Annotated in this window: 31 protein-coding genes, 1 tRNA gene and 1 pseudogene; 15 read left to right on the forward strand and 18 right to left on the reverse strand. The window is 73.1% G+C overall.

What is annotated here, in order from left to right; translation table 11 throughout:
- The 8 genes from ASE87_RS08775 to ASE87_RS08810 all read right to left on the reverse strand — a co-directional run.
- A partial coding sequence (locus ASE87_RS08775) for a hypothetical protein (protein ID WP_200925461.1) occupies positions 1–395 on the reverse strand: 395 nt, incomplete at its 3' end.
- The gene (locus ASE87_RS08780; RefSeq protein ID WP_052505142.1) at positions 392–784 is read right to left on the reverse strand and encodes a DUF6507 family protein; all 393 of its coding nucleotides are present in this window, start codon (positions 782–784) and stop codon (positions 392–394) included. The genes ASE87_RS08780 and ASE87_RS08775, both read right to left, overlap by 4 nt.
- On the reverse strand, positions 781–1,203 hold the full coding sequence (locus ASE87_RS08785) for a hypothetical protein (RefSeq protein WP_056227807.1): 423 nt from the start codon (positions 1,201–1,203) through the stop codon (positions 781–783). Before ASE87_RS08785 ends, ASE87_RS08780 begins: the two co-directional genes overlap by 4 nt.
- Positions 1,193–2,326, reverse strand: a complete 1,134-nt coding sequence (locus ASE87_RS16095; RefSeq protein ID WP_056227810.1) for a DUF6177 family protein — start codon at positions 2,324–2,326, stop codon at positions 1,193–1,195. Before ASE87_RS16095 ends, ASE87_RS08785 begins: the two co-directional genes overlap by 11 nt.
- Positions 2,327–2,496: 170 nt before the next feature.
- Positions 2,497–2,567, reverse strand: a tRNA-Gly gene (locus tag ASE87_RS08795).
- A gap of 166 nt (positions 2,568–2,733) precedes the next feature.
- Entirely contained in the window at positions 2,734–3,246 is a 513-nt protein-coding gene (locus tag ASE87_RS08800) for a hypothetical protein (protein ID WP_056227813.1), read from the reverse strand.
- Entirely contained in the window at positions 3,243–3,980 is a 738-nt protein-coding gene (locus tag ASE87_RS08805) for a hypothetical protein (RefSeq protein WP_056227817.1), read from the reverse strand. The genes ASE87_RS08800 and ASE87_RS08805 overlap by 4 nt, the downstream gene beginning before the upstream one ends.
- The gene (locus ASE87_RS08810) at positions 3,977–4,531 is read right to left on the reverse strand and encodes an RNA polymerase sigma factor (RefSeq protein WP_056044391.1); all 555 of its coding nucleotides are present in this window, start codon (positions 4,529–4,531) and stop codon (positions 3,977–3,979) included. Before ASE87_RS08810 ends, ASE87_RS08805 begins: the two co-directional genes overlap by 4 nt.
- Positions 4,532–4,793: 262 nt before the next feature.
- Here ASE87_RS08810 and ASE87_RS08815 point away from each other — a divergent pair, with 262 nt between their 5' ends.
- The 5 genes from ASE87_RS08815 to ASE87_RS08835 are packed head-to-tail and all read left to right on the forward strand — an operon-like array spanning position 4,794 to position 7,057.
- A complete protein-coding gene (locus tag ASE87_RS08815) occupies positions 4,794–5,276 on the forward strand; it encodes an Asp23/Gls24 family envelope stress response protein (RefSeq protein ID WP_056227818.1) in 483 nt (160 codons plus the stop codon).
- A complete protein-coding gene (locus ASE87_RS08820) occupies positions 5,273–5,464 on the forward strand; it encodes a DUF2273 domain-containing protein (protein ID WP_056227821.1) in 192 nt (63 codons plus the stop codon). The genes ASE87_RS08815 and ASE87_RS08820 overlap by 4 nt, the downstream gene beginning before the upstream one ends.
- Positions 5,461–5,868 carry a hypothetical protein gene (locus ASE87_RS08825; RefSeq protein ID WP_043593864.1) on the forward strand — a complete coding sequence of 136 codons (408 nt, stop codon included), beginning with the start codon at positions 5,461–5,463 and terminating at the stop codon, positions 5,866–5,868. Before ASE87_RS08820 ends, ASE87_RS08825 begins: the two co-directional genes overlap by 4 nt.
- Positions 5,865–6,455 (forward strand): hypothetical protein, encoded by a 591-nt coding sequence (locus ASE87_RS08830; protein WP_056227825.1) that lies wholly within the window; start codon positions 5,865–5,867, stop codon positions 6,453–6,455. The genes ASE87_RS08825 and ASE87_RS08830 overlap by 4 nt, the downstream gene beginning before the upstream one ends.
- Positions 6,452–7,057: a hypothetical protein gene (locus tag ASE87_RS08835; protein ID WP_043593862.1), complete on the forward strand. Its 606-nt coding sequence runs from the start codon at positions 6,452–6,454 to the stop codon at positions 7,055–7,057. Before ASE87_RS08830 ends, ASE87_RS08835 begins: the two co-directional genes overlap by 4 nt.
- Before the next feature lie 76 nt (positions 7,058–7,133).
- On the opposite strand, the gene ASE87_RS08840 is transcribed toward ASE87_RS08835, so the two are convergent.
- Positions 7,134–8,114 (reverse strand): NAD(P)H-quinone oxidoreductase, encoded by a 981-nt coding sequence (locus ASE87_RS08840; protein WP_056227828.1) that lies wholly within the window; start codon positions 8,112–8,114, stop codon positions 7,134–7,136.
- Positions 8,115–8,163: 49 nt separating this feature from the next.
- Here ASE87_RS08840 and dcd point away from each other — a divergent pair, with 49 nt between their 5' ends.
- On the forward strand, positions 8,164–8,751 hold the full coding sequence (gene dcd / locus ASE87_RS08845; RefSeq protein ID WP_043593858.1) for a dCTP deaminase: 588 nt from the start codon (positions 8,164–8,166) through the stop codon (positions 8,749–8,751).
- 311 nt (positions 8,752–9,062) lie between these two features.
- Here dcd and ASE87_RS08850 read toward each other — a convergent pair whose 3' ends face one another.
- A complete protein-coding gene (locus ASE87_RS08850; RefSeq protein ID WP_157489791.1) occupies positions 9,063–10,157 on the reverse strand; it encodes a helix-turn-helix transcriptional regulator in 1,095 nt (364 codons plus the stop codon).
- Positions 10,158–10,333: 176 nt separating this feature from the next.
- Here ASE87_RS08850 and ASE87_RS08855 point away from each other — a divergent pair, with 176 nt between their 5' ends.
- Positions 10,334–11,371, forward strand: coding sequence for an aldo/keto reductase (locus tag ASE87_RS08855; RefSeq protein WP_056044374.1), 1,038 nt, complete (start codon positions 10,334–10,336; stop codon positions 11,369–11,371).
- A gap of 162 nt (positions 11,372–11,533) precedes the next feature.
- On the opposite strand, the gene ASE87_RS08860 is transcribed toward ASE87_RS08855, so the two are convergent.
- Together ASE87_RS08860 and ASE87_RS08865 are read right to left on the reverse strand one after the other, a co-directional pair.
- The gene (locus tag ASE87_RS08860; RefSeq protein ID WP_043593854.1) at positions 11,534–12,379 is read right to left on the reverse strand and encodes a tryptophan-rich sensory protein; all 846 of its coding nucleotides are present in this window, start codon (positions 12,377–12,379) and stop codon (positions 11,534–11,536) included.
- Between the two features lie 81 nt (positions 12,380–12,460).
- Positions 12,461–12,922, reverse strand: a complete 462-nt coding sequence (locus ASE87_RS08865) for a DUF3817 domain-containing protein (protein ID WP_056227834.1) — start codon at positions 12,920–12,922, stop codon at positions 12,461–12,463.
- Positions 12,923–13,101: 179 nt separating this feature from the next.
- Here ASE87_RS08865 and ASE87_RS08870 point away from each other — a divergent pair, with 179 nt between their 5' ends.
- On the forward strand, positions 13,102–13,779 hold the full coding sequence (locus ASE87_RS08870) for an SDR family NAD(P)-dependent oxidoreductase (protein WP_056227836.1): 678 nt from the start codon (positions 13,102–13,104) through the stop codon (positions 13,777–13,779).
- A 188-nt stretch (positions 13,780–13,967) separates the two neighbouring features.
- Here ASE87_RS08870 and ASE87_RS08875 read toward each other — a convergent pair whose 3' ends face one another.
- Entirely contained in the window at positions 13,968–14,873 is a 906-nt protein-coding gene (locus ASE87_RS08875; protein WP_200925462.1) for an FAD-binding oxidoreductase, read from the reverse strand.
- Positions 14,870–15,448 (reverse strand): molybdopterin-dependent oxidoreductase, encoded by a 579-nt coding sequence (locus tag ASE87_RS08880; protein ID WP_056227839.1) that lies wholly within the window; start codon positions 15,446–15,448, stop codon positions 14,870–14,872. The genes ASE87_RS08875 and ASE87_RS08880 overlap by 4 nt, the downstream gene beginning before the upstream one ends.
- 197 nt (positions 15,449–15,645) lie before the next feature.
- Here ASE87_RS08880 and ASE87_RS08885 point away from each other — a divergent pair, with 197 nt between their 5' ends.
- The 4 genes from ASE87_RS08885 to ASE87_RS08900 all read left to right on the forward strand — a co-directional run bounded on the left by ASE87_RS08885 (position 15,646) and on the right by ASE87_RS08900 (position 19,388).
- Entirely contained in the window at positions 15,646–16,266 is a 621-nt protein-coding gene (locus ASE87_RS08885; RefSeq protein WP_043593847.1) for a superoxide dismutase, read from the forward strand.
- 166 nt (positions 16,267–16,432) lie between these two features.
- The gene (locus ASE87_RS08890) at positions 16,433–17,692 is read left to right on the forward strand and encodes a sensor histidine kinase (RefSeq protein WP_043593845.1); all 1,260 of its coding nucleotides are present in this window, start codon (positions 16,433–16,435) and stop codon (positions 17,690–17,692) included.
- Positions 17,689–18,426 carry a response regulator transcription factor gene (locus ASE87_RS08895; RefSeq protein ID WP_043593843.1) on the forward strand — a complete coding sequence of 246 codons (738 nt, stop codon included), beginning with the start codon at positions 17,689–17,691 and terminating at the stop codon, positions 18,424–18,426. Before ASE87_RS08890 ends, ASE87_RS08895 begins: the two co-directional genes overlap by 4 nt.
- A complete protein-coding gene (locus tag ASE87_RS08900; protein ID WP_056227842.1) occupies positions 18,423–19,388 on the forward strand; it encodes a hypothetical protein in 966 nt (321 codons plus the stop codon). Before ASE87_RS08895 ends, ASE87_RS08900 begins: the two co-directional genes overlap by 4 nt.
- A gap of 44 nt (positions 19,389–19,432) precedes the next feature.
- Here ASE87_RS08900 and ASE87_RS08905 read toward each other — a convergent pair whose 3' ends face one another.
- Positions 19,433–20,110, reverse strand: a complete 678-nt coding sequence (locus tag ASE87_RS08905; RefSeq protein ID WP_056227846.1) for a ScbR family autoregulator-binding transcription factor — start codon at positions 20,108–20,110, stop codon at positions 19,433–19,435.
- Positions 20,111–20,324: 214 nt separating this feature from the next.
- Between ASE87_RS08905 and ASE87_RS08910 the strand changes: the two genes are divergently transcribed.
- Complete coding sequence (locus ASE87_RS08910) at positions 20,325–20,567, forward strand: N-acetyltransferase (RefSeq protein ID WP_056227850.1); 243 nt, start codon at positions 20,325–20,327, stop codon at positions 20,565–20,567.
- Here the strand turns inward: ASE87_RS08910 and ASE87_RS08915 are convergent.
- Positions 20,557–21,528, reverse strand: coding sequence for an EamA family transporter (locus tag ASE87_RS08915; protein WP_056227852.1), 972 nt, complete (start codon positions 21,526–21,528; stop codon positions 20,557–20,559). The two genes, ASE87_RS08910 and ASE87_RS08915, sit on opposite strands and share 11 nt — an antisense overlap.
- A 71-nt stretch (positions 21,529–21,599) precedes the next feature.
- Between ASE87_RS08915 and ASE87_RS08920 the strand changes: the two genes are divergently transcribed.
- Complete coding sequence (locus ASE87_RS08920; protein ID WP_056227855.1) at positions 21,600–22,532, forward strand: LysR family transcriptional regulator; 933 nt, start codon at positions 21,600–21,602, stop codon at positions 22,530–22,532.
- A gap of 96 nt (positions 22,533–22,628) precedes the next feature.
- Here the strand turns inward: ASE87_RS08920 and ASE87_RS08925 are convergent, their stop codons facing one another.
- Positions 22,629–23,882 (reverse strand): M23 family metallopeptidase, encoded by a 1,254-nt coding sequence (locus ASE87_RS08925; protein WP_056227858.1) that lies wholly within the window; start codon positions 23,880–23,882, stop codon positions 22,629–22,631.
- 425 nt (positions 23,883–24,307) lie between these two features.
- Here ASE87_RS08925 and ASE87_RS08930 point away from each other — a divergent pair, with 425 nt between their 5' ends.
- Positions 24,308–25,378, forward strand: a complete 1,071-nt coding sequence (locus ASE87_RS08930; RefSeq protein ID WP_056227861.1) for a glycoside hydrolase family 6 protein — start codon at positions 24,308–24,310, stop codon at positions 25,376–25,378.
- Between the two features lie 10 nt (positions 25,379–25,388).
- On the opposite strand, the pseudogene ASE87_RS16345 reads toward ASE87_RS08930, so the two are convergent.
- Positions 25,389–25,597 (reverse strand): annotated as a pseudogene (locus ASE87_RS16345) (hypothetical protein); the annotation flags it as partial.

Genomic DNA, 25,597 nt, shown 5'->3' on the forward strand with positions numbered 1-25,597 from the left:
CCGCTCGAGATGTACGAGTTGTAGCTCTCGGTGCTGTAGGTGACGCCGCCGGACACCTCGGCGGTGAAGGCCTCGGCCTCGGTGACGAGCTCCTTGAGCCGGGCGACGGGCGCGGCGACGGCCGTGGCGAGGTCGTCGAGCAACGTCGCGACCTGGCCGAACGTGTCGCCGAGGGTCTGCGTGCTCGTGCCGACCGGGTCCATGGCGACGAACAACTGCTCGGCCTCGGGCGCCGCGTAGACGCCCGACAGCCCGGACCAGGAGGTGACGACGCCCGCACCCTTCTCGGCGATGGAGGTCGCCGTGCTGCGGAAGGTGGCGGCGGACGTCGAGATCGCCGCCGGGTCGATGGTGACGCCGGGGATCGCACCGGGGACGATCAGCGAGGGGCTCATCGGGGCACCCCCGGGGTGGAGACGGGCGGGATGCCGGCGGCGCTCTGCTCGCTCGCCAGCGCGGGTGCCTCGGCGGCCGCCGTCACGGCAGCGGACTGGGCGTTCGCCGCCATCTCCTCGTCGCCGGCGACGTAGGCGATGGTCGCCTCGGCGGCACCGGTGCCGCACGACTCGATGCGGTTCACCACCGACGTGAGGGTCGTCGCCTCGGACTCGATCAACCCGAGCACTGCGTTGGCCACGCCCACGAGGAGGTCGCCGACACCGCCGCTCAGCTCTTCGTGACCGGTCTCCAGGCCTCCGGCCGCGGTGCCGAGCTCGCCGGCCGAGACCTGGACGTCGGCCAGGACCGCCTGCACCCCGCTTGGTGAGATCGACCACGAGCTCATGAGCGTGCCCCTTCGTCGGTCGGCGCGGGCGCACCCGTCGCGGGCGCAGCCGTCACGGGCGCAGCCGTCGCGGGCCTCGGCCCACCCGGAACCGCCTCGACCACGACGCGCCCCCCGGTGTTGCGGACGAGCGCCTGGACCACCGCGTCCGACACCGGGTCGGTCCCCGGCGCATACGCCTCGGTCAGCCAGCTGCCCGCCTCGACGTCGACCCCGAGCAGGACGGAGGCGTCGGCCGGGTCCTCGACGTAGGTGCTGCGCACGATCGCCAGCACGAGCCCGTCGTCGGTCGCGATCTGCAGCCCGCCGCCGTTCCAGAGCTTGCCCAGGCCGAGGTACGGATCGATCTCGGCGGCCGCACGGGCACCGTCGACGGCGGTCACGGGCTCGGGCGTCACCACGGTGTACTCACGAGGCACGGTGCACTCCCGGCGGGGTCATCGCGGCGAGGATCTCGTCGGCGCCGACGACCTCGACCGCGTCGGCGAAACGGTGCCAGCGGGCAGCGGCGGCGGCACCGTCGACAGCACCAGCAGCAGCACCGACCTCGGCGTCACCGGCCGGCCCCTCGTGGAACGACACGAGCACCGACGGCGTCCGCGACGACCCGAGCACCCTGCCACCCACCCGACGGACCAGGCCCTCGACGTCCAGCTGCATGCCCCGAACGCTCCGGGCCCCGATGACGGCGGCGAGTGGCTGCGGTGCGACCCGGTCGTGGGCGGACACCGTCCCGTCGGCCCGGCCGGACATCGACCACGCCGTGGCCAGGAGGACCTGCTGTCGACCGGCCACGTCGGCGAGCGCGTCCGCGACGACGCCCGGCGCGACGGCTCCGGTCACGACGATCCGGGTCTCTTCGATCACCCCGTCGTCGCTGCGCGCGATGCGCACCCAGCCCCGATACCTCGGCCCGGCGGCGTCGCCGCCGGCCACGTGGAACCGCGTCTCGGACGGCATGCGGCTGCGCGCGGCGGCCGTGAAGAAGTCGCGGTCCCAGGCCGTGGTGGCCGGTTCGGTCGTTCCCCACAGGGTGCGCGTGCCGGGCGCGAGCGCCTCGACGAGTCGTTCGAGCGTTCCGCCGAGTCGGGCCTCGGCCCGGGCTCGGTGGTGGGTGACGACGGCGAGCTGCGTCCACGGGACGGCGTCGGGGTCGACGGTGCGCCCCTCGTCGAGCCGGACCGCCGACGGTGCCTCGTCCTGTGGCAGCGGGTAGCCGTCCTCGGTCACCCCGAGCCCGTGTGCCGGCGAGCGCACCGGCTCGAGCGTGACCGCCCGACGCAACGAACCGTCGGAGGCGCGGGTCAGCCAGACCCCGCCGAGCACGTCGAGCAGGTGGAACAGCGAGTACGTGAGCCGCGATCCGGGGTCGGTGACGAGAGCGACGCGGGTGCCCGGCCCGGCACAGTCGACGAAGAGGGCCGAGAGGCCGCTCGACACCCCGACGACGGGCTTGCTGGACCGCGACTCGACCCAGCCGGGCCCGTGCGTGTCGAGCATCGGGTGGAGCAACGAGACGGTCGTCGTGGCGTCGTCGGTCATGGCTTCCCCCCGGTAGCGTCGACGTCGATCGTACGCGGGCGGTGCTCCCGGCCGCCGTCGGCCGAACGCCCCACGGGCGCGTACCCCGATGACGCGGGAAGAGACCTGACGGCGGTGGCGACCAGGCCGTCAGCCCGGCCGTCGCGTCACGTCATTCAAGAGAAGAAGAGAGCGAGTGACGGGAATCGAACCCGCGCTATCAGCTTGGGAAGCTGAAGTTCTACCATTGAACTACACTCGCGCGGCGCCTCCGAGGCGCGTCAGACCACTATAGCGGCCCGCGCCTCCCGTGCTCCCTGTGCCCTGCCGAGCGTGTGGAACCGCCGGATGAACATCGCACCGCCGACGTCGACGGTGCGACGTCCATCAGGCGGTGCGACACCGCGCACCACCGGCAGGAGGCGCGCTCAGGCCCCGGTCGCGACCGAGACGATGCGCAGGTCGACCGATGCCGGCGGAACGGGCTCCCCGCTCACCCGGTCGAGCAGCGCCTGGGCGACCGCACGGGCCACGAGCGGGCCGGAGCCGCTCTCGTCGACCGCGATGTCGAGGGTGATGCGGGTCTCGAGGTCGGCCACGGCGATGCCGACGAGGGGCACGGGTCGGCCGGGGGCTGCGGCCTCGGCGGAGGCCGGGTCAGCGCGCTCGGCGTCGGGGATCTCGGAGGCGGGGACGCCCGGGGCGGTCGACGTGGCTCCGGCGATCGAGGCGTCGCTCTGGACGGTCGAACCCACGACCCCTCCGCCACCGACGACGGCGCTCAACCCCTGCAGGGCCGAGCGGACGACGCTGCCGAATCCGGGCCGGGCCCGGACGTGCACGACGCCGTCGACCGACGCCGCGATCTCGCCGAGCTCGGCGGCGAGCAGGGACAGGTCGGCCGGGCTGATCGGGGCCCGCAGGCCGTCCTCGTCGCTCATGCCGCGCCTCCTTCGCTCTGCAGGTGGACGTCGTCGACGACGACGTCCACGCTCTCGAGGGTCAGTTCGGTCTGACGGGACAGGCTCGACGACACCGCCGACTTGACCGCCTCGGCGAGCGCGGGCAGCGGTTCGCCGAACAGGCCGCTGACGACGACCTCGACCCGGACGAGCGCCCCGGGCACGCTGACGTCGCCGTGGATGGTGCACGAGATGACCATGGCGCCGTCGACCCCGTCGCCGGCCTCGCGGATGAGGGCCCGCACCGCGCCCTCGGTGATGTGCAGGGTGGAACGCTCGTCGATCGAGGCGAGTGGGATCTGCCGTCCGGCCCGCGACTCGAGGCGCACGCGGTCCATCACGCCCGAGATCCAGCTCGGGTCCGGTGCGGGGCTCGCCTCGGCGTCGGACTCGAGCAGTCGGGCCCCCATCGCTCGCAGGCGTTCGAGGGCGGCGAGCTGGGCCCGGGCCTCGGGCGACTCCTCGATCTCGGGATCGTAGGGCTGCCGACCGGCGTCGAGGTAGTCGACGAGTCGCTCGGGCGAGACCCCGTCGTCGGCAGTGTCGACGACCCCGTCGGGCGCCGGGTCGGCATCGACAGGCGCACCCGGGTCGATGGCCCCGCCAGGGTCGACGGATTCGCCCGGGTCGACGGCCTCGCCGAGGTCGACGGGCACGTCGGGCGGGGTCGGGTCTTCGTGGGCGTGGTCGGTGCCGTGAGGACGGTCACTCATCGCCAGGCCTCCATCTCGCGGGTCAGGGTCTCTCGGGCCCGGGCCAGTTGCCCCCGGACCGCGGTCACGGTGGTGCCGGTCCGTTCGGCGATCTCGGTGTACGACTCGCCACCGACCTCACGCAGCGCCCACACCTGCCGTTGGCTGGCCGGGAGCCGCGCGAGCGCCGCACGCAGCGCCTCCATGGCGTCGTTCGACGACGCCCGGCGTTCCGGATCGGTCGTGGGCGTCGCCGCCGGCAGCTCGAGGTCGTCGACGTCGTCGGTGAGGCGGCGCGACCGGATCAGGTCGAAGGCCTTGCGCGACACGATGCGCATCATCCAGCCCTTGACCGCGGCGGGCGTCTGCAGCGTCGGCAGTTCGCGCCAGATCGTGATGGACGCCTCCTGCACCGCGTCGGTCGCGTCGGCTCGTGAACCGGTCAGCCGGGTGGCGTACGCCGTCATCAGCCCCAGATGGCGTCGGAGCAGCACCTCGAAGGCCCGCTCGTCGCCCTCGGCGGCGCGCGACGCGAGCACGGCGTCGGTGGCCTCGGTCAGGTCCGCCGCCATGTCCGCCTCCTCTGCTGCTGCGTTCGCCCGGGCCCTCGGGACGAGGAGGCGCGGGTCACGACCCGTGGATGAGTACCGACGCGTTCCGTGACGTTCGGGCCCCGCAACGCGTCTCATCCCTGGATACACCGGAACCACCTGAACCGGTACCGGTTCTCCGGCGCGTCGGTGTCCGCCCTCGGCACCCCCCATCGGGTAGGACCGAAGGGTGGCATCGACACGGCCCGCATCGAACACCTCGAACGACGAGAAGGAGTCACCCATGGCACCCGCCGACAAGGCCCCCCGCAGCACCGTCCCGGGCAGCACCGTCCCGAGCAGCACCGTCCCGGGCAGCACCGTCCCGAGCACGACCACCACGCCGGGCAGGACGGTCGTGGCCGACGGCGTCGTCGCCAAGGTCGCCGGCATCGCCGCCCGCGAGGTGCCCGGCGTCTTCGCCCTCGGTGGCGGCACCGCTCGCGCGTTCGGTGCCCTGCGAGACGTCATCGGCACGACCGACCTCGGTCAGGGCGTGCGCGTCGAAGTAGGCGAGACCCAGGTCGCCGCCGACGTCACGATCGTCGTCGAGTACCCGGCTCCGATGCACACGGTCGCCGAGCAGGTGCGCGCGGCCGTGGCCCGGACGATCGAGCAGCTCGTGGGCATGGAGGTCGCCGAGGTGAACGTCGCGATCGACGACGTCCACATCCCCGGTGACGACGACGCCGACGCCGACTCCACCCGCGAGAGCCGCGTCTCGTGACCGCCACCACCACGGGCATGGCCGTCGGCGCCGTGCTCGCCGTCTCGGCCCTGGCCTTCGGCTTCTGGGGTCTCGTCCTCGTCGCGGTCTTCATCGCGGTCGGGGCGCTCGTCGGACGCGTGATCTCGGGCGAGACCGACGTCAAGGGCCTTCTCGACGCCCTGCGCGGACGGCGTTCGTCGTCATGACCGCCGCCACCACCGCCTCCTCCGCCGTCGAGCGCACGCCGGCCGTCTCCGACGACGTCCGCCGCACGGACCCCGTCGTCGCCGGGCACGTCAGCATCCCCGGCAAGGTGTTGCAGAAGGTGGCCACGGCCGTCGTCGCCGAGACCCTGCGCGTCCGTCGGGCCGACGTCCGCGTCGAGGCGGCGGACGATGCCGGGCGCCTCGCCCTGCGCGTCTCGACGCCGGTGCGCGTGCCCATGCTCTCCGAGGCCATGACGATGCCCGAGGGCGGGGTCGTCGCCGTCGTGCGCGACCTGCAGTCCACCCTGACCCGCCGGGTCGCCGACCTCGCGGGGCGGACCGTGTCCCGCGTCGACGTGACGGTGAGCGGCAGCCGTCTCGAGCGGACGGGGCACACCTCGTGAGCGGGATCGACCCCGGCCTGTACCGCCGCGTCCTGCGGCGCGAGCTGCACTCGTCACGCTCGGGCAGCACAATCGTCGTGCTCGTGCTGCTGACACTCGCCGTCGGGTACGTCGGCGTCGAGGCCGTCTACGCCGCGCTCGGGCGACCGGCTCTGCTCTTCTCCCCGGTCGACGTCCTCGCGACGCTGACCTCGTCCGTCGACGGCGGCGGCACCTCGGGCCTCGTGCTCGGCGCGGGTGTCGTCGCGGCGATCGTGGGTCTCGTCCTGATCGGCCTCGCCGTGACGGCCGGCCGTCGTGGGCGCCACACCATCGACGACGACCGCGTGGCGGTCGTGGTCGACGACCGCGTCATCGCCTCGTCCCTCGCCCGGACCGCCCGGACGTCGGGTCGTCTGTCCGAGCAGCAGGTCTCGGCCTGGGTCTCGAGGCGCCGGGCGCAGATCGACCTCACGCCCTCCTCGGGCCTCGCGGTCGACGACGGCGCGGTCGAAGCCGCTTCCCGTGCCGAGCTCGAGTCCGTCGCCTACCGCCCGGCCCTGTCGGCCCGGGTCCGCACCACCGATCAGGGACGGCTCGGCGCATGACCTCCAGCAACCGGTTCGCGAACCGCCTCTTCCTGTTCGTCGTCGGGCTCGTGACCCTGGCCGTCGGAGTGTTCCTCGTGATCGTCGCCCTGCCCGGCGGCGGCGTGCTGCGCGACCTGCTGTCGCCCGCGTCGTCGGCCGTCGACGACGCCGTGGCGACGACGCCGATCGACCCGACCGGCGGGACGGGCGGCAGCTGGCTGCCGCTGGCCCTCGCCCTGCTCTGCCTGCTGCTGGTGATCGTCTTCGTCGTCGCGATCTTCACCCACGGGCACGGTCGCACCGACAGCGTCGTCGTCCACGACGACCCGGCCGGCTCGATCGCCGTGTCGAGCTCGTTCGCCGACACCGCGATCACCGACGCACTCCGCGACCGACGCGACGTGGCCGCGGTCGGCGTCTCGGCGTGGACGGTCACGGGCCGACCGGCCCTCAAGGTGCGCGTGCGCCTGACGGCGGGGTCGTCCCCGGCCCCCGTGGTCGCCGCGGCGTCCGACGTCGCCCGCGGGCTCGACCGCGTGCTGGGCGAGACCGTCCCCGTGCTCGTCGAGATCACCGGGGCCTCGGCGGTGCGCAAGGGAGCCGACAGCCGCGTGTCCTGACGCCCCGCGCCTCCTCGGTCAGGCGACCGGCGCCTCCTCGGTCGGGCGACCCGCGCCTCCTCGGTCGGGCCGGGCGTCAGCGGACGGCGAGCAGGATCTTGCCGCTGTGACCGCCGGACTCCATGCGCTTGTGGGCCGTGGCGACGAACTCGAGCGGGTAGACGCTGTCGAGCACCGGTCGCACCGAACCGGCCTCGACCAGCGGCCAGACGTGCTCGCGCACCTCGGCCATGATCGCGCGGCGTTCGTCGAGCGGGCGGGCGCGCAGCGTGGTCGCCCAGACCCGTCCGCGCTTCGCCATCAGGCGCGACAGGTCGATGGTGGCCGACGCACCGCCCTGCACCGCGATCACCATGACGCGGCCGTTCACGGCGAGCGCCTCGACGTCGCGGGCGATGTAGTCGCCACCGACCAGGTCGAGCACGACGTCGATGCCGCGGCCCTCGGTCAGCTCGTCGACGACCGCGACGAAGTCCTCGGTCTTGTAGTCGATGCCGCGGGTGGCGCCGAGCTGTTCGCAGAACGACGTCTTGTCGGCGGACCCGGCGGTGGCGTAGACGGTCGAGCCGAGCGCCACGGCCATCTGGATCGCGATCGAACCGACACCGCTGGCGCCGCCGTGCACGAGCAGGGTCTCACCCGGCTTCAGCCCGGCGCTCATGAAGACGTTCGACCAGACCGTGGCGACGGCCTCGGGCAGGCCCGCCGCCTCGACGAGGTCGACGCCTCGCGGCAGGGGCAGCACCAGGCCCTCGTCGACCTGCACGCGGTCGGCGTAGCCCCCGCCCGGCAGCAGGGCCACGACGTAGTCGCCGACGGCCGCGGCGGTGACGTGCTCGCCGGTCGCGACGACGGTGCCGCTGACCTCGAGCCCGGGCCAGGACGGCGCCCCGGCGGGCGACGGGTAGTGCCCCTCACGCTGGTTGACGTCGGCGCGGTTGACGCCCGCGGCGGCGACGTCGATCACGACCTCGCGGGGGCCGGGCACCGGCTCGGCCACCTCGGAGACGACGAGGGCGGAGGGCCCTCCGGGCACGGGGACGGTGATGGCACGCATGCGTCCATCCTCCCCCCGCTGCCCGGCACGCGCTGACTAGTCTTGTCGCGTGCTGCTCTCCGACCGCGACATCAAGCTCGAACTCGACGCCGGGCGAATCGGCCTCGACCCCTACGACCCGACGCTGATCCAGCCGTCGAGCATCGACGTGCGGCTCGACCGGTTCTTCCGTCTCTTCGACAACCACAAGTACCCGTTCATCGACCCGGCCGACGAGCAGCCCGAGCTGACCCGCCTGGTCGAGGCGAAGGCCGACGAGCCGTTCATCCTGCACCCGGGTGAGTTCGTGCTGGGCAGCACCTACGAGTTCGTGACCCTGCCCGACGACGTCGCGGCCCGTCTCGAGGGCAAGAGCTCGCTCGGGCGCCTCGGCCTGCTGACGCACTCGACCGCCGGCTTCATCGACCCCGGCTTCGGCGGACACGTCACGCTCGAGCTGTCGAACGTCGCGACCCTGCCGATCAAGCTCTGGCCCGGCATGAAGATCGGCCAGCTCTGCTTCTTCAAGCTCAGCTCGCCCGCCGAGCACCCCTACGGTTCGTCCGAGTACGGCTCGCGCTACCAGGGCCAGCGCGGCCCGACCGCCAGCCGGTCGTTCCGGGGCTTCGTGCACACGGACGTCTCCGCGCGCGACTGACCGCCACGGGCTCGTGCCTCGCCCTCGTGCCTCGTGCCTCGCTCGTCGAGAACGCAGGAGGCGCGGGTCGCTTCCCCGACGGACGCCCGCCCCACTCATGAGAAAGGGGTGCGGAAGGAACCCGACTCCCTCCGCACCCCGGCGACACGAGAGAAACCCGACGTCGATCTCGTGCGCTGTGACTCGCGGTCCTGAACCTTTCACCGCGAGGCCATTTCATTCTGCGGCTCTCCGCTCCTCGGGCAAACCCGGCATTGTCCGAAAAACGAAATGAAAGCTCAGGTTGCGAAGCGGTGGCGAAAAGTCACCCGTCACCCCTCGAGGGTGTCGCGGGGTGACCGCCCGAACTCGGCCGTGTACTGGGCCGCGAAGCGGCCCGCGTGGGCGAAACCCCAGCTGAGCGCCACGCCCGCGACCGTGTGGCCGAGGGTCGGATCGGCCATGACGAGGTCCCCGTGCGCGCCGCGCAGCCGCGCCCGCCGTAGTTCGGCCATGGGCGTCGAGTCGAGGTGGCGACGGAACGCCAGCTGCAGGGCGCGGGGGGTCACCCGAGCCGCCTCGGCGATCTCGACGACGCCGATGTCGTCGTGCGCGTGCTGCTCGATGTAGTCGCGAGCCCGACGCACGGTCGACGGGAGGGGCGTGACACCGTCGTCGCCGCCCACGCCGACGACGTTCGTCTCGAACGTCTCGAGGTAGGCCGCGACGAGCGACCGGAACGCCGAGCCCCGCACCAGGGAGCTCGCCATCGCCGCGTCGTTGCGGATCACGTTCTCGTGGACGTGGACCACGAGTTCGGACCAGTAGCGGGCCATCGCCGCGGACACCGCCTCGGTGGCCGTCGACCGGAGGCCCCCCGGGGCGGCGAGCCGCATGGCGCCCAGCTCACGCTCGACGGCAGCGCGGTCGAGCAGCACCTGACCGAGCACGAGGTCGAACGACTCCATGACCTTCGCCTCGTGCGAGGGAAAGGCGAAGGGGGCACCGGGGTCGACGCGGATCTCGTGGTCGCGGGTGCGCAGCGACAGCTGGCCCGCCATCACTCCGCCGGCCACGAGGAACCCGGCGGGCTCGCTCTCGGTCAGAAGCCGGCCACGCCGATACTCGAAGCGACACAGCGCGAACCGCGTCTCGCCGGACACGGCGCGACTGTAGGTGAACGGCTCGGGGCCTTCACCTTCGAGTCGCGTGATCTTGTAGTTCTTGCGGATCAGCGCGTGGGCGACCTCACGATCAGAGGTCGAGACGCTGCGGACCCGCGGGTCGACGAACGCCTCGACGGGCAGCGCCCTGGGGGGCGCCACGGTCGAGTCGGTGGTGGTGCCGGTGGGCGCGGTGTGCGTGGGCGTGGTGCGGAGTGCAGCTGATCCGGCGACTGGTGAGGCCGCCTGCGGTGTGGACGTCACGGTCGTTCCCCTCGGGTGGGACGGTGATCCGGGGTGGTTGGTCCCGGGTGGTCCTCCCGACGTCGGTGTCGAGTGGCCTACCCGAGAGTATCCAACAGACGAACTGGACGCGCGCCGCATCCTGGGGCAGGGCACCGCCCGGTCGGGTGCGGTCGCAGTCCGCGTAGCGTCGGGTCATGGACTACAGAACCCTCGGAAACAGTGGAGCCTCGGTGTCGGAGCTGACACTCGGCACCATGACCTTCGGCGCCGAAGCCGACGAACCGACCTCGCACGCCATCCTCGACGCCTTCGTGGCCGGAGGCGGCACGCTCGTCGACACCGCCGACGTCTACAGCGCCGGCACCAGCGAGACCATCATCGGCCGCTGGCTGGCGAGCCACCCCACCGACGCCGACCAGGTGGTGCTCGCGACCAAGGGACGCTTCCCCATGGGCGACGGGCCCAACGACGTCGGCCTGTCGCGTCGTCACCTCGCGAAGGCCCTCGACGCCTCGCTGACCCGGCTCGGCGTGGAGCACGTCGACCTCTACCAGATGCACGCCTGGGACCACCTCACCCCGATCGACGAGACGCTGCGGTTCCTCGACGACGCGATCAGCGCGGGCAAGATCGGCTACTACGGCTTCTCGAACTACCTCGGGTGGCAGGTGACGAAGGCCGTCGGCCGTGCCGAGGCCCTCGGTTTCGCCCCGCCCGTCACGCTGCAGCCGCAGTACAACCTGCTCGTCCGCGACATCGAGCACGAGGTCGTCCCGGCCTCGCTCGACGCCGGCATCGGGCTGCTGCCCTGGTCGCCGCTGGCCGGCGGCTGGTTGAGCGGCAAGTACGTCCGCGACCAGGCGCCCACCGGGGCCACCCGCCTCGGCGAGGACCCGAAACGCGGCATGGAGGCCTGGGAGGCGCGCAACGCGGACGAGCGCACCTGGACCGTCCTCGACGCGGTCACCTCGATCGCCTCGGCGCACGACGCCTCGGCCTCGCAGGTCGCGCTGGCCTGGTTGCTGCGTCAGCCCGCGGTCACCTCGGTGATCCTCGGCGCGCGCACGGTGGAGCAGCTCGACGACAACCTGGGTTCGTCGGCGCTGGCCGCGGCCCTCACCGACGACGAGGTCGCCCGCCTCACCTCGGCGAGCGCACCCCGGGTCGACGACTACCCCTACGGCACGGCAGGGGTCGCCCAGCGCGACCGCAAGATCACCGGCGGCCGCTGACCAGGAGGTGCGGTGCGCCTCCTGCGGGCACCGCGCCTCCTGCAGTCCCCACACGACGCCAGGAGATGGTCACGGCGCCAGGTCTTCCCCTGGCGTCGTGACCATCTCGCGGTGCGGTGCGGCGGCACGCGTGACCGAGCAGGGCAGCCTGGCGGACGGGGCTCAGCGGTGCAGCGAGGCGGTGGCGCCGACCCGGCCTCGTGCGGCCCGCACGGCGATCGTGACGACCAGCACGACGGCGGCGGCGACGATCGCGGCCACCCCGGCGACGACGTTCTCGGGTTCGCCGGTCAGGCGGCCGACCGCGATCCAGGCGAGTCCCCACGACAGCGACAGGGCCGGAGCGATGCGGCCGCGGCCGGCGAAGGCCAGCACGACGCCGACGAGAGCGGCCACGCCGAGCACCACCGACGACCAGAACCCGGCCGCGAAACCGAAGCCGTCGAAGCCCGCGTCGACCAGGCCGGCGGCGATGTTGGCGACGGTCGCGACGCTGACCCAGCCGAGGTAGAGGCCGAGCGTGCCGTCGGTGACGACCGCGTCGACCCATCCGCTCGACGCGGTGTGGAACAGGATCACGAAGATGCGCGCGAGCACGAGGAGCAGCGCGACGATCACGACGGCGCCCAGCCAGACGCTGCCGAGCTGGACGGCGGCGAACAGCCACGCCGCGTTGAGCAGCAGCGAGGCCGCGACCCAGTAGCCCAGGCGACGGTGCCGGGTGACGGCGCGCTGGCCCGGGAGGGCCTGGTAGATCGCGTACGCGACGAGGCCGAGGTAGATGACGCTCCAGATGCTGAAGGCCGTGGTCGCCGGGGCGACCGTCGTGGCGGTCGCGCTGAGGGCACCGCCGGCCGCGTCGGACACCGAGACGCCGCCGAACGCGCCCGATCCGTAGGCGGCCAGCACGATCGCGAGGACAGCGGTGACGACCACGACGATCTGGCGGACGACGTCACGCGACGTCGCGGGGTCGGCGGGGGCTCGGGTGCTGGTGTCCGTGGTCATGAGGGGGACGCTAGTCGCGCCCGCCTCCCGATCTCTTAGTTGCTAAGAGGATTGTCAGGGAGGCGCGGTGCGGGCGGGCGGTCAGCCCACCGGCACGGGCGGCCCCGCGATCAGCAGCACCACGAAGACGACGACCACCGCGACGACCAGCAGCACGAGGGCGAGGACGAGGTGCCCGAGCATCCAGCGCAACAGGCGGTCGAGGGGACGTCGGTCGCGCGGGTCGTCGGTCGCCGTGCGGCGCCAGGCACCGGCGAGGAGGCCGCGGCGGTCGATCCAGCGCTCGACGGGCAGGGAGGCGAACGGCACCACGGCGCTGGCGAGGGCGGCCAGGGTCACACCACCCGACCAGCGCTGGTTCACCGCGACGACGACCCCTGCCACGAGGTACGCGAGGAACACGAAGCCGTGGATCGGCCCCGCCACGCTGACCGGCCAGTCGCCGACCCCCACCGCGTACTTGAGGATCATGCCCACGATCAGCAGCGACCAGGTCACCACCTCGGCGACGGCGAACGAACGGAAGAGGGTGCGAGGCGACACGAGCTGCTCCTGGTGAGGGGCCGACGGGGTACGACCCCCATGGTCGCAGCCCGCGGCTGGACGGTGGCCGTCCGAGCGGCGACCGACGAGGACGAGGAGGCGCGGGGCGAGGCGACCACGCGGCCTCCGTACCCCTCTGGCTGGGTGCCGGCCCGCGCCTCCTCGGTTGGATGGGCTGCATGACGACACTCGCGATCATCGGAGCAGGCAAGGGGCTCGGCGCTGCCGTGGCCCGACGATTCGGCGCGGAGGGCTTCAGCGTCGCGCTGATCTCGCGGCACCAGGGCCGGCTCGACGCCCTCGCGGCCGAGCTCGAGGCCGACGGCGTCACCGCGCAGGGCTTCACCGCCGACGTGCGCGACCCGGCGAGCATCGCGGCCGCGCTCGAGCGGGCGACCGAGCAGCTCGGGCCCGTCCAGGTGATGCAGTACAGCCCGCTGCCGCAGAAGGACTTCATGCGCCCGGTGCTCGAGACCATGCCCGCCGACCTCGTCGGCCCGGTCGAGTTCTCGATCTACGGGCCGGTCGCGGCGGTGCACCAGGTGCTGCCCGGCATGCGGTTCCTGCCCGACGGCGGCGGCACCATCCTCTTCGTCAACGGCGGCTCGGCCGTCACGCCCGGCGCGAAGGTCACCGGCACGTCCATCGCCTTCGCGGGGCTGACCGCCTACGCACAGCTGCTCCACGACGAGCTCGCCGGCGAGGGCATCCACGTCGGTCAGCTGATCATCCCCGGCGGCATCGAGCCCGAGAGCAGCGACAAGAGCCCGGAGGCGCTGGCCGAGCTGCTCTGGCAGCAGCACGTCACGCGCGGCCAGTTCCGCACCACCGCGCCCGAGAAGGGCACGCCCGCCTGAGGTCCGGCGCTCGGGCGGAGGGCTGGTACCTCCGCCGGACGGCCATGAACCCCGTTCCGAACGATGCACCCGTTTTCTTCTGGGTTCATCGTTCGGAACGGGGTTCTTCGCTGATCCGGTACGGACCGCATCGGCACACCCGAGTGCGGGTACGGGCGCGGGCGGGGCCCGGGTCGGCGGAGGCCGGCTCAGACGCCGCCGAAGCGCTCGGTGCGGACGCGGGTCGGGACGTGCCCGAGCTCGACCAGCCACCCGGCGACGACCGCCACGAACGAGTTCGCTCCGCAGACGTAGACGAGTGGGTGCTCGGACGCGGGCAGCACCGACCGCTCGAGTTCGTCGCGCGTGAGTCGGCCGGCCCGCCTGTCGTGCCCCTCGGGAGCCGTGCGGCTGTAGACCCAGTCCACGACGAGGGGCACCCGAGGCCCCGTCGCGTCGTGACCCGAGGAGGCGCGCGCGGCCTCGTCGAGCTCCGCCACGAACCACCGCGAACCCGGGTCGCGCACCGAGGCGAGCAGACGCATCGGGGGTGCGTCCCGGCCTCGTGCCCGCACCATCGCCATCAGAGGTGCGACGCCCGACCCCCCGCCGACCAACTGCACGGGGGCCGACGTCGGCGGGGCCGCTCCCTCGGGCTCGGGCAGCACCGCGTGCACGGCCGACTCGGGGTCGAACTCGGTCGGCGGCCAGACGAACCAGCCCCCGATCGGGCCGCGCACCTCGATCGGGTCGCCCGGCTCGGCCGCGTCGACGAGGTAGGGCGAGACCTCGCCGTCGTCGAGACGCTCGACGGTGACCTCGATCTGTGGGACCGGGCCCGCGCCTCCTCCGCCTCGCGCGCCGCCGGACGCCTGGACGTCGCTCAGCGAGTACGACCGGACGGCCGTGTAACCGTCCTCGGCGGTCAGCCGAAGGTCGACGTGCTGGCCGGCTCGCGCGCGGCGGAGGCCAGGAACCGCCAGGGTCAACGACCGGGCCCGCGGCGTCTGCGCGACCGACGACACGATCGTGGCGGGCAGCCAGGCGTACGGATCACCCGAGGGACCGACCCCCGCGGCCCCGCCGACCCCTGGGTCGGGAACGGACTCGCTCACGCGTACCGTTCTTCCTTCCACGGGTCGCCGTGCGGGTGGTAGCCCATGCTCTCCCAGAAGCCGCGGCGGTCGGTGGCCATGGTCTGGATGCCCTGCAGCCACTTGGCGCTCTTCCAGAAGTAGAGCCCGGGCACGAAGAGGCGTGCGGGCCCGCCGTGCTCGGCGTGCAACGGCTGCCCCTCGTAGGTGTCGACCACCCAGGCCTTGCCCCCGAGCAGCTCGCTGAGCGGCAGGTTGGTCGTGTACCCGCCGTGGCTGGTCGCCATCGCGAACTCGTGCGTGGTCTCGAGGCCGTCGAAGAGGGTGTCGAGCGAGACGCCGCGCCAGTGCGTGCCGAGCTTCGACCAGCTCGTGACGCAGTGGATGTCGGTCTCGATCGCCTCGTGCGGAAACGCCTGGAAGTCGGCCCAGCTGAGCGAGCGCTGCCCGGTCTCGGTCGCGACCTGGAGCTCCCACCGCTTGATGTTCGGCGTGGGGCCGGCCGACAGGACCGGGAACCCGCTCTCGAGGTACTGCCCCGGGGGCAGTCGCGGGTCGGCCACGCGCCGCCTGCCGAAGCCGGTGAATCCTGCCATGGTGCGCCTCCTCGGGGTGGAGCGGGGTCGTCGGTCGGTGAGACGTGCACCCGTCGCGGGTGCGTCCCACGCCCGTCAGCCTACGCACGACCCTCGACGGTGCCGGGCCCCGAGGCTGCGTCCGCGCTGGGAGAACGTTGACCCCGGCATGGGTGGAGGTCGTACGGTGGATGCAGGTCAATTCGAAAGGACCCCACATGGCTGAGTACACCCTGCCCGATCTGCCCTACGACTACTCCGCTCTGGCGCCGCACATCAGCGCGAAGATCATGGAGCTGCACCACTCCAAGCACCACAACACCTACGTCACCGGTGCGAACACGGCCAACGCCGCCCTCGCCGAGGCCCGCGAGACCGGCAACCTGGCGAACGTCAACAAGCTCGAGAAGGACCTCGCCTTCAACCTCGGTGGCCACGTCAACCACTCGATCTTCTGGACGAACCTCACCCCCGAGACCAGCGAGCCCACCGGCGACCTGCTCGAGGCCATCGGCCGCGACTTCGGCGACCTCGAGAAGTTCAAGGCCCACTTCACCGCCACCGCGCTCGGCGTGCAGGGCTCGGGTTGGTCGGTGCTCGCCTACGACGTGCTCGGCCAGCGCCTCAGCGTCTTCCAGCTCTTCGACCAGCAGGGCAACGTGCCGTTCGGCCTCGTCCCCCTGCTGATGCTCGACGTCTGGGAGCACGCCTACTACCTCGACTACCAGAACGTGCGCGCCGACTACGTCAAGGCCTTCTGGAACATCGTGAACTGGAGCAACGTCGAGGCCCGCCTCGCCGCCGCGACGACCAAGACCGACGGTCTGATCACGCTCTAGTCGCTGCACCCGCACCACGCCGACGGCGCGTCCCCATCCCGGGGCGCGCCGTCGCCGCGTCCCGGGGGCCCGACGGCTCGTCCCCACCGCGGTGCGTTCGTCCTCAAGGATGAAAACCCCGCAGGAGGCGCGCGCGGCCGGTCGACGACGCCTTACGGTCGTCGACATGGACACCATCCCCGACGACCTGCGCACCTGGGTGCCGCGCCTCGCGGCCCCCGTCGCCGCCGCGGTCTTCGTGCTGCTGTGGACGATCGCCGAGGCCGGCCGGGGCGAGATCGTCGAGAACGTCGTCCTGTTCGGCCTCTTCGGCCTGGCCGTCGGCCTCGCGGTGTGGATGCCGTGGACCTCGATCGGCTTGACGGTGGCGATCCCGGCCCTGCAGCTCGCCGGCTGGGTGCAGCCCCCGACGGACACCACGTGGCCCACGTACCTTGCCATCGCGTTCGTGGCGTTCTTCGCCGCGTTCGCCCGGTCGATCGCCGTTCGGCTGGTCGCGCTGGCCGCCGCCGGCCTCGCCTCGGGGCTGGCCGCGATCGCGATGGCCGTGCCCACCCTCGCACGGCCGTACGTCTGGTCGTCGTGGGTCGGCGGCGGCCAGGGCACGAAGACCGACGTGATCACCCTGGCGGCCTCGCTCTTCGGCGCCGCGGCCGCGGCCTGGGCCGTCGGCATCTTCCTCTCGAGCGTGCTGCGCGTACGCCGCATCGGGCTGGTGCTCGAACGGACCGAGACACGCTTCCACGAGACGGACTTCGAGCTGCGCCTCGCCCACGACCGGGCCCGCATCTCACGGGACGTACACGACGCCCTCGCCCACTCGCTCGCCGTGGTCGTGTCCCAGGCCCAGGGCGCCCTGGCGCTGTCGGCGACCCGCCCGGAGGTCGTCGAGCAGGCACTGCGGACGATCGCGGACGTCGGCCGCACCTCGTTGGTCGACGTGCGGCATCTGGTCGAGCGCATCCAGCAGGACGCCGACGACGTCACGCCTCGCGAGACCCTCGCCGACCTCGACCGGCTCGCGACGACGATGCGCGACGTGGGCATGACCGTGACCCTGCGGCACCTCGGCGACGCCACCGAGTTGTTGCCCTCGCAAGAGCTCGCGGTCTTCCGCATCGTGCAAGAGAGCCTGACCAACGCCCTCAAGCACTCCGGCTCGTCGAGCACGGTCGACGTCGCACTCGACTGGCGGGGGCCCGGCCTCGCCCTGCTGGTGACGTCCTCGGGCGACGACCCGCTCGTCGCCGCCCGCCGCGGCACCGGCCGGGGCACCGGCATCGCCAGCATGACCGAACGTGCCCGGCTCGCCGGCGGCTGGCTGACGGCCGAGCTCGGCGACGACGGCGTCTTCGTCGTCACCTCCTTCCTGCCGACTCCCGAACCGATCGGACTCCTGCAGTCCTGGACGGAGCAACCCGCATGACCGACGTGACGACCGCGACGACGCGCACCGCGCCTCCTGCCCTCGTGAGGGTGGTCGTCGTCGACGACCAGCCCCTGTTCGCCTCGGGGCTGCAGATGCTGATCGAGGCGCAAGCCGACCTGATCTGTGTCGGCACGGCCGTCGACGGGGCGGCCGGAGTCGCCCTGGTCGAGCGGGAGCGGCCCGACGTCGTGCTGATGGACCTGCGCATGCCCGTGATGAACGGCCTCGAGGCCACCACGCGCATCGTGGCGGCGGCCGGCACCGACCCCGACTCGGCCCCGCGCGTCGTCGCCCTGACCACGATCCAGCGTGACGAGGCCGTGTTCAGCGCGTTGAAGGCCGGGGCCTACGCGTTCCTGACCAAGGACGCCACGCCCGACGAGGTGCTGACGACGATCCGCGCGGCAGCGGCCGGCGAGCCCGTGCCGACCGCGGCCGCCGCTCTCGACGTCGTGCACGCCTTCGCCGTGCCGACCCCGTCGCCGAAGCGGCGGACCGAGCCGCTCGAGGTGCTCTCGCCCCGCGAGCGCGAGATCTTCCTGCTCGTGGCACGGGGCCTGAGCAACGCCGAGATCGCCGAGAGCGCGTGGCTCAGCGAGGCGACGGTCAAGAGCCACGTGCGCGCCGTGCTGCAGAAGCTCGGCATGCGCAACCGTGTGCAGATCGTCGTCTTCGCCTACGAGAACGACCTCGTGGGCCCGGCCCGCGACGACGAGGGGGCCACGCGATGACCGACGAGAAGACCGTCCCGACCCGCGACGTCCCGCCCGGCGGCGTCTCGCCTCGACAGCGACGCGCGAAACGCGTGACGCTCGCAGCCGTGGTCGCGGTGGTCGCCGGCGTCGTCGCCTACGGCATCCCGGCCAACGCCGCCTACGCCCTGCCCGACCTGCCGGCGAAGGACGTCGACGCGTGGACGATGCCGCTCGACCGATACGTGCCGGTCGGCGAGACCTCGTCGTCCTACGCCCTCCTGCTCGTCGCGCAGCAGTGCATGGTCGCGGCGGGCCACGACGACTTCGTGGTGCCGTGGCGGGACGTGGCGGCGGGCGACCGGGCGGGCGAGCTGTCGATGAACGGCTCGCTGCGCCTCCGGGCCTTCGACCTGGCGACGGCCGAGACCCGTGGCTACCACGCCCTGTCGGTCATTGACGCGGGAGCGGCCGCCTGGTCCGAGTTCTCGTCGCAGCCCTGGACGGCCGAGAGGTCCGCCCGGTTCGACACCTGTGTGCAGCGCGCCCGCGAGACGGTGCCGTCACTGGACGACTACTCGAACCGCACCCAGTCGCTCGTCCGCCTGAACAACGCCGCGTTCGAAGGAGCCCGCCACGATCCGACGGTGACCGCGACCTGGGACGACTGGCGCGGGTGCATGCAGGACGCCCGGGTGGGCGACGTGGCCTCCGACCCGTCGGGCATGCCGACCCTCGAGATGGCCGACCGGTTCGAGACGCTCGACTCGAGCACGTCACCGACCGACGACGAGATCGAGATCGCGACGGCCGACGCCCGGTGCCGTGAGTCCTCCGGCTACCGCGACGCCCTCTACGAGGCGGAGTGGCTGCGGCAACTCACCGTGCCGCACGACGACGGTGAGCTCCTGTCCCAGATCGACACCGCAGCCCTCGCGGCCGACAATGCCACGATCCGGCAGGTGCTGACGGAGCTCACCCCACCGCGGCCGTCGTCCTGACCGGCCCCCTCCTTGAGGGGACTGGAAAACCGGTCGGCCAGTATCTAACCTGGGGGCACAGAGGACACGTCGGGGGACGGGGGCACATCCGACGGCCTGATCAGCGGGGGCAACGAGCTGGTCAGGCCTTCGTGCCCGGGGGCCACGACCGTCGGCAGCACGAACGCCCACATGTCGCGCAGCCGGTCGAAGAGGTCGGCCCGGCCGGTCAGGGCCTGCGACACGATGTGGACGCCGGCGTACGACCCGACGACGAAGCGGGCGACGCTCTCGACGTCGGTGTCGGCACGGAAGTCCCCGTCGGCGACCGCCCGCTCGACGAGACCCGAGATCTGGGCCTGCCAGTCGAGGTACGGGTGCTCGACCCGGAGGTCGCGGCTCGGCGACTGGGTGGTCAGGCGGATGCCCGCGGTCACGAGCACCTCGGTGGTCAGCTGCGTGGCGAGCGACGCGCACGAGAGCATGAGCGCCTCGGCACCGCTGCCCGCGGTCTCGGACACCTGGTCGGCGTAGGCCCGCGAGAGGGCGTGTTGCTCGGCGATGACCGCGTTCGCGAGGTCGGCCTTCGAGCGGAAGTGGAAGTAGAGCGCACCCTTGGTCACCGTGGCGGTCTCGGCGACGAGGTCGAGCGAGGCCTCGCTGTAGCCGTGCTCGTCGAAGACGACGGCGGCCCCTCGGATGATGGCGGCGCGGGTCGCCTGGGCGCGTTTCTGCTGGGGCATCGGGTGGGTTTCTCCTGCGGGTCGAGACGGTGCCCCTGTGAGGCATCGCACGGCCGCCCCCCGCCGGCCGCTGCACACGTTACCGGGGCGACCTGCGCCCTCCGACAGCCGCCGGGGTACGCGTGGCGAAGCGTTTCGGGGTACGACCGACCTGTCCGCCTGCGGCTCGTGACGTCGCGTGCCGCGCCTGGTCACGGCGCGCTAGCGTGCGGTCATGACGCTCAGCCTCGTGCCCATGCCCACCTCCCGCCTCGTGCCCTGGATGCGGCGCTCGACCGCCGAGTACGAGAAATCCCGCGTGCTCGCCGGCGAGACCCCCGAGCAGGCCGCCGCCCGTCACGGCGCCGAGACCCTCGGCCTGAACGTGTTCGGCTACAACGAGGTCGCCCGCCACCTCTACGAATCGCTCGGCTACGAGACGACCGCCGTGCAGATGAAGAAGCCCGTCACCGCCTGAGGGGCGACCCGGGAGGCGCGGTGCCGGTCTCGGGGACGGGCACCGGCTCGGGCGGGGCGACCCGCGCCTCCTCGGGGTCGCCGTCGCGGGCGCGGGCCCTCGGCACGCGGCTGGCGTAGAGCACACCGCCGACCACCGCCACGCCGGCGACGAGCTCGACCAGGTCGGGCACCTCGCCGAACGCCAGCCACGAGGCCAGCACGCCGACCACGGGCACCAGCATCGAGAACGGTGCGACGGTCGCCGAGGGGTAGACCGAGAGCAGGCGCGTCCAGATGCCGTAGCCGACGACCGAGGCGATCAGCACGAGGTAGAGCAGGCAGAGCACCGACGGCAACGCCTCGAGCGTGAGGACCGTGCCGAGGCTCTCGCCGATGCGCTCGGGGCCCTCGACGACGAACGACAGGGCGAGCATCGGCACCGGCGCGACGATCGACATCCACAGCGTCAGGTGCATCGGGTTCGGCGGGGCGGCCCGTCGGACGGCCACGTTGCCGATCGCCCAGCCGAGCGCGCCGCACAGCGTCAGCACGACGGGCAGCAGCGCCGCGACCTGCGACCGGTGGCCCGCGATGACGACGAGCCCGACGACGGCGATGCCGATGCCGATCGCCTGCCGACGGGTGATGCGTTCACGGAGCCAGAAGCCGGCGATCACGACGGTGAACGGGGCCGAGGCCTGCAGCACGAGCGAGGCGAGCCCTGAGGGCATGCCCGCCGCGATGCCGAGGTAGAGGAACGCGAACTGCAGCATGCCGAGCGTCGCCCCCACCAGCAGGAGGCGCGACCACGGGATCGCCGGACGCGGCACCAACAACACGGTCGGCACCGCGAGCAGGGTGAAGCGCAGCGCCACGAGCAGGAACGGCGGGAAGTGCTCGAGGGCGATCGCCGTCACGGGGAAGTTGATTCCCCAGCACACGGCGACGACGAGGGCGAGGAGGCGGTCGCGGACGGTCACCGGTCCATCGTGGCGTGCCGGACCGTTCAGGACCAGCGCAGATTGCTGCGACGTCTTTGTAGGCTGCCTTCATGGACCTCACCCACCTCGACCTGCTGCGAGAACTCGCCGACCGCGGCAGCGTCACCGCCGTCGCGGCCGCGACGCACCGGTCGCCCAGCGCCGTGTCGCAGCAGCTGAAGACGCTCCAGCGCCAGCTCGGGGTCGAGCTCGTCCGTCGCGCCGGCCGGGGCGTCGTGCTGACCGACGAGGGCCACGCCCTGGCCCGGGCGTCGGTGGGGGTCGCGACCGCGGTCGCCGAGGCCGAGGCGGCGTTCGACGCCGTCCGCGGAGGCACGGGCGGCGTGGTGCGGGTGTCCGTGTTCGCCTCGGCGGCCGAGCTCCTGCTGCCCGGAGTGCTGCACCGCATGCGATCGCACCCGGGCATCGAGCTCGACGTGGCCGACCGCGACGTCTCCGAGGACGAGTTCGCCCCGCTGACGGCGGACTTCGACGTGGTGCTCGCCCACCGGTCGGACGGCGTGCTGCCGCCGGGCCGAGCATCGACGACCGTCGTGTCGCTGCTGCGCGAGCCCCTCGAGGTCGCCCTCCCCCTCGGCCACCGACTGGCCGACCGCAGTCGGGTGGCCGTCGACGACGTCATCCGCGAGCCCTGGATCGGCGTGCCCGAGGGCTACCCGATCGACCGCGTGCTGGTGTCGATGGCCCTGCAGTCGGGCGTCGCACCCGAGGTCGTCCACCGCACGGTGCACCTGCCCCTGATCGAGAACCTCGTCGCCGCGGGGCACGGGGTGGCACTCGTGCCCCGCCACACGTCCGCGTCGCGCGCGCCCGGAAGGTTCCACCTGGCGACGCTCGAGAACGTCCGCGCCGGGCGCCATCTCGAGGCCCTGATGCGACCGGACCGGGCCGTCCGCCCGGCCGTCCGCACCGTGGTCGACGAGATCCGGGCCGAGGCCGCGTCGATCCAGGTGCACGACGACCTGGCGGGCGCGGCCGACTAGCGCGCGACGGCGGGCGAGTTCGGCGGAGACGGTCGGATGCGGACGCCCGGAACAGCCGAACACGCCCGCCTCACGGCAGCTGATGCCCGACGGTCGTCAGCGGACGCCCTTCGACGCGAGGAAGACCACGGGGTCGGTCGGGACGCCGCCCTGCCGCACCTCGAGGTGCAGGTGGCAGCCGGTCGAGCCGCCCGAGGTGCCGACCCCGGCGATGTTCTGGCCGGCCTGGACCTGCTGGCCGACCGAGACGTAGATGCCGTTGCGCTCCATGTGGGCGTAGGCACTGCTGACACCGCCGCCGTGGTCCACGACGATCAGGTTGCCGTAGCCGCTCGACGGCCCCGCGTAGCTGACGCGACCGGCCGAGACCGAGTAGATCGGCGTGCCGCAGGCCGCACCGAAGTCGGCGCCCGCGTGGAGTCGACGATCGCCCGTGATCGGGTGGATGCGATAGCCGTAGGCCTGGTACGAGCTGTACGAGCGGATGGCCGCGACCCACCCGGTGCCCGGATCGGGCACGGTGACGCCCGGGCCGGGTCCTCCGGTGCCTGGCGCCACGGGACCGGTGCCGCCACCGGCGGCCGGGGCGGGGCGGGCAGCAGCGGCAGCGGCCGCCGCCGCGGCCGCCTGCGCCTGGGAGTAGGCCTGCTCGAGCGTCATGCGGTCGTCCTCGAGCAGGGCGACCTGCGCGGCGAGGGTGGCCTTCTCGTCGTCGACGGCCGCGAGGTCGGCCTCGGCCGTCACGCTGGCCGCGGCCGCCTCGTCGAGTGCGGTCTGGGCGTCGGCAGCGAGCCGGTCCCGTTCGGCGAGCGCCACGGCGGCCTGGGCGGCCAGCGAGGTCGCGAGGTTGTCGGCGGCCTGGGCCCGTTCGCGCAGCCGCCCGATGTTCTCGCCGAGCTTGCTCGACAGGCTCAGCCCCTTGAGCACCTCTTGCGCGCCGTCGCCGGCCGCGAGCAGGTCGCCCACCAGTCCCCCGCTGCCGGGGCGGGCCATCAGCGCGGCGGCCTGGCCGACGACCTGTCGTGCGGAGTCGGCCGTCTCACGGGCCTCGGCCCGACGCGTCTCGAGCTGCTCGTGCCGGGCGGTGGCCTCGTCGACGGCGGCCTGGGCCTCGCCCAGCACGCGTCCGGCCTCGTCGGCCGAGGTGCGGGCGGCCTCGGCACGGGCCGACGCGGCGTCGAGCGCGGTCTGCAGGTCGGCGAGGGCCTTCTTCTTGGCCGACTCGTCGTCGCGGGCGGCGACGACGGCCTGCCAGGTCGGGGCGGCGGCGGTCGCCCGCTCGGGGAGGAGGAGCGCGGCCAGCAGGGCCAGCGCGGCGATGACGGCGACGACCGGCGTGCGACGGAGCATGCCCCGGGAGGGAACGGGGCGGAACGAAAAGGGAACGGGGCGGACCGAGTGGTGCATGGCTCTCTGTCTGTCTGATGCGCACGACCCGTCCGGTGAGGACGGGGGTGCGCCGCGGTGCAGGGGCGTCCGCGCTCGGGCCTCGCGGACCACCCACCCTACCGAGGCGGGCGGGGACCGAGCCAGCGCGGGCACCCGGCACCGCGCCTCCTCGGGGTCGTCGACGACCTGGGGACGAGACGTCGACGCCGTGGCGACGCGGTGCCGCCCGCGGTGCGGCCCGCGGTGGCGAGAGGCGGCGGTCCCGGTGCCCGCGAGGTACGGCCGTGTCCCCCTTTCGGCCCCTGTGCCCGCGGCCGCATCCGTGGTCGACTGTCCCTTCCACCACCGTCGGGGCAGCACCCCCGACTGCGCCGAGAGAGGCGCAGATGGCATCGTCCCGACCGGCCCGGACTACCCTCGGCCTGCTCGCCGCGGCCGCCGTCGTCCTCTTGACCGCCTGCTCGTCGGGCGACACCACCCGGCCGACGCCGTCCGACGGATCGGCGACTCCGAGCCCGACCCCGACGTCGCAGGCGACCCGGGTGACGCCCGAGACGATCCGCACGGCTCCGTCCGGCACCGTCTTCCACGGCGGCATCGCGCTCGAGCCGAACTCGCTGGCGGTGCGGGCCGAGGCGACCCTGAGCGCCGACGGAGAGACGGACGCCGCCCGGGCCGCGGCTCTGATCGCCGAGCGTCCCGTCGCGATGTGGATCGGCGACGGCTACGACGACGCCCAGCTCGTGAAGGTGATCACCGACTACCTCTCCGCCGCCGAGGAGCAGGGCGCGACGCCGGTGTTCGTCACGTACGCGATCCCCGACCGGGACTGCGGCAACTACTCGGCCGGCGGCCTGTCCCTCGAGCGCTACCCCGCCTGGAACGCGACCATCGCGGCCACCCTCGCCGGGCACCGGGCCGTCGTCATCGTCGAACCCGACTCGCTCGGCATCCTGAGCCGGTGTCCGCAGCTGGCCGACACGCGCCTCCCCCTGCTGAAGCAGGCCGTCGCCGACTTCGCGGCGGCCGGCGTGCCCGCCTACCTCGACGGCGGCAACTCGCACTGGGTGCAGCCCGAGGTGATGGCCGAGCGACTCCAGGCGGCGGGCGTCGACCAGGCCCGGGGCTTCTTCACCAACGTCGCGGGCTTCTACCCCGTGGGCGACGAGCAGCCCTACGCCGAGGAGGTCGCCGCGATGACGGGCGGCAGCCGTTACGTGATCGACGTGTCCCGCAACGGCCGCGGCTGGAAGGGCACCTGGTGCAACCCGGAGGACGTCGGCCTCGGCCAGGACCCCCGCGTGGTGTCCGACGACGGCCGCCTCGACGCCCTGCTCTGGGTCAAGACGCCGGGCATCAGCGACGGCACCTGCAACGACGGACCCCCGGCCGGCGAGTGGTACCCGTCGTACGCCGAGATGCTCGTCGACCGCCGCCCCGAGTGGGCCCGCAGCTGACGCGCGGCGCTCAGCGCAGGCGGGCGCGCAGCAGCTCGAGGAACTCGTCGGCCATCGCGAGCTGTCGCTCGAGCTTCGCGCGACGCTCGACGGTCTCGTCGACGAACGCCGCCAAGGAGGCGCGGGTCGCCTGGACGCGCCCGTCACCCTCGTCGTCCGCCCCGGCCGCGTCACTCGACCCGGCCGCGTCGCCCGCCCCGGCCGCGTCACCCGCCCCGG

The sequence above is a fragment of the Frigoribacterium sp. Leaf44 genome (assembly GCF_001421865.1).
Lineage (GTDB): Bacteria > Actinomycetota > Actinomycetes > Actinomycetales > Microbacteriaceae > Frigoribacterium.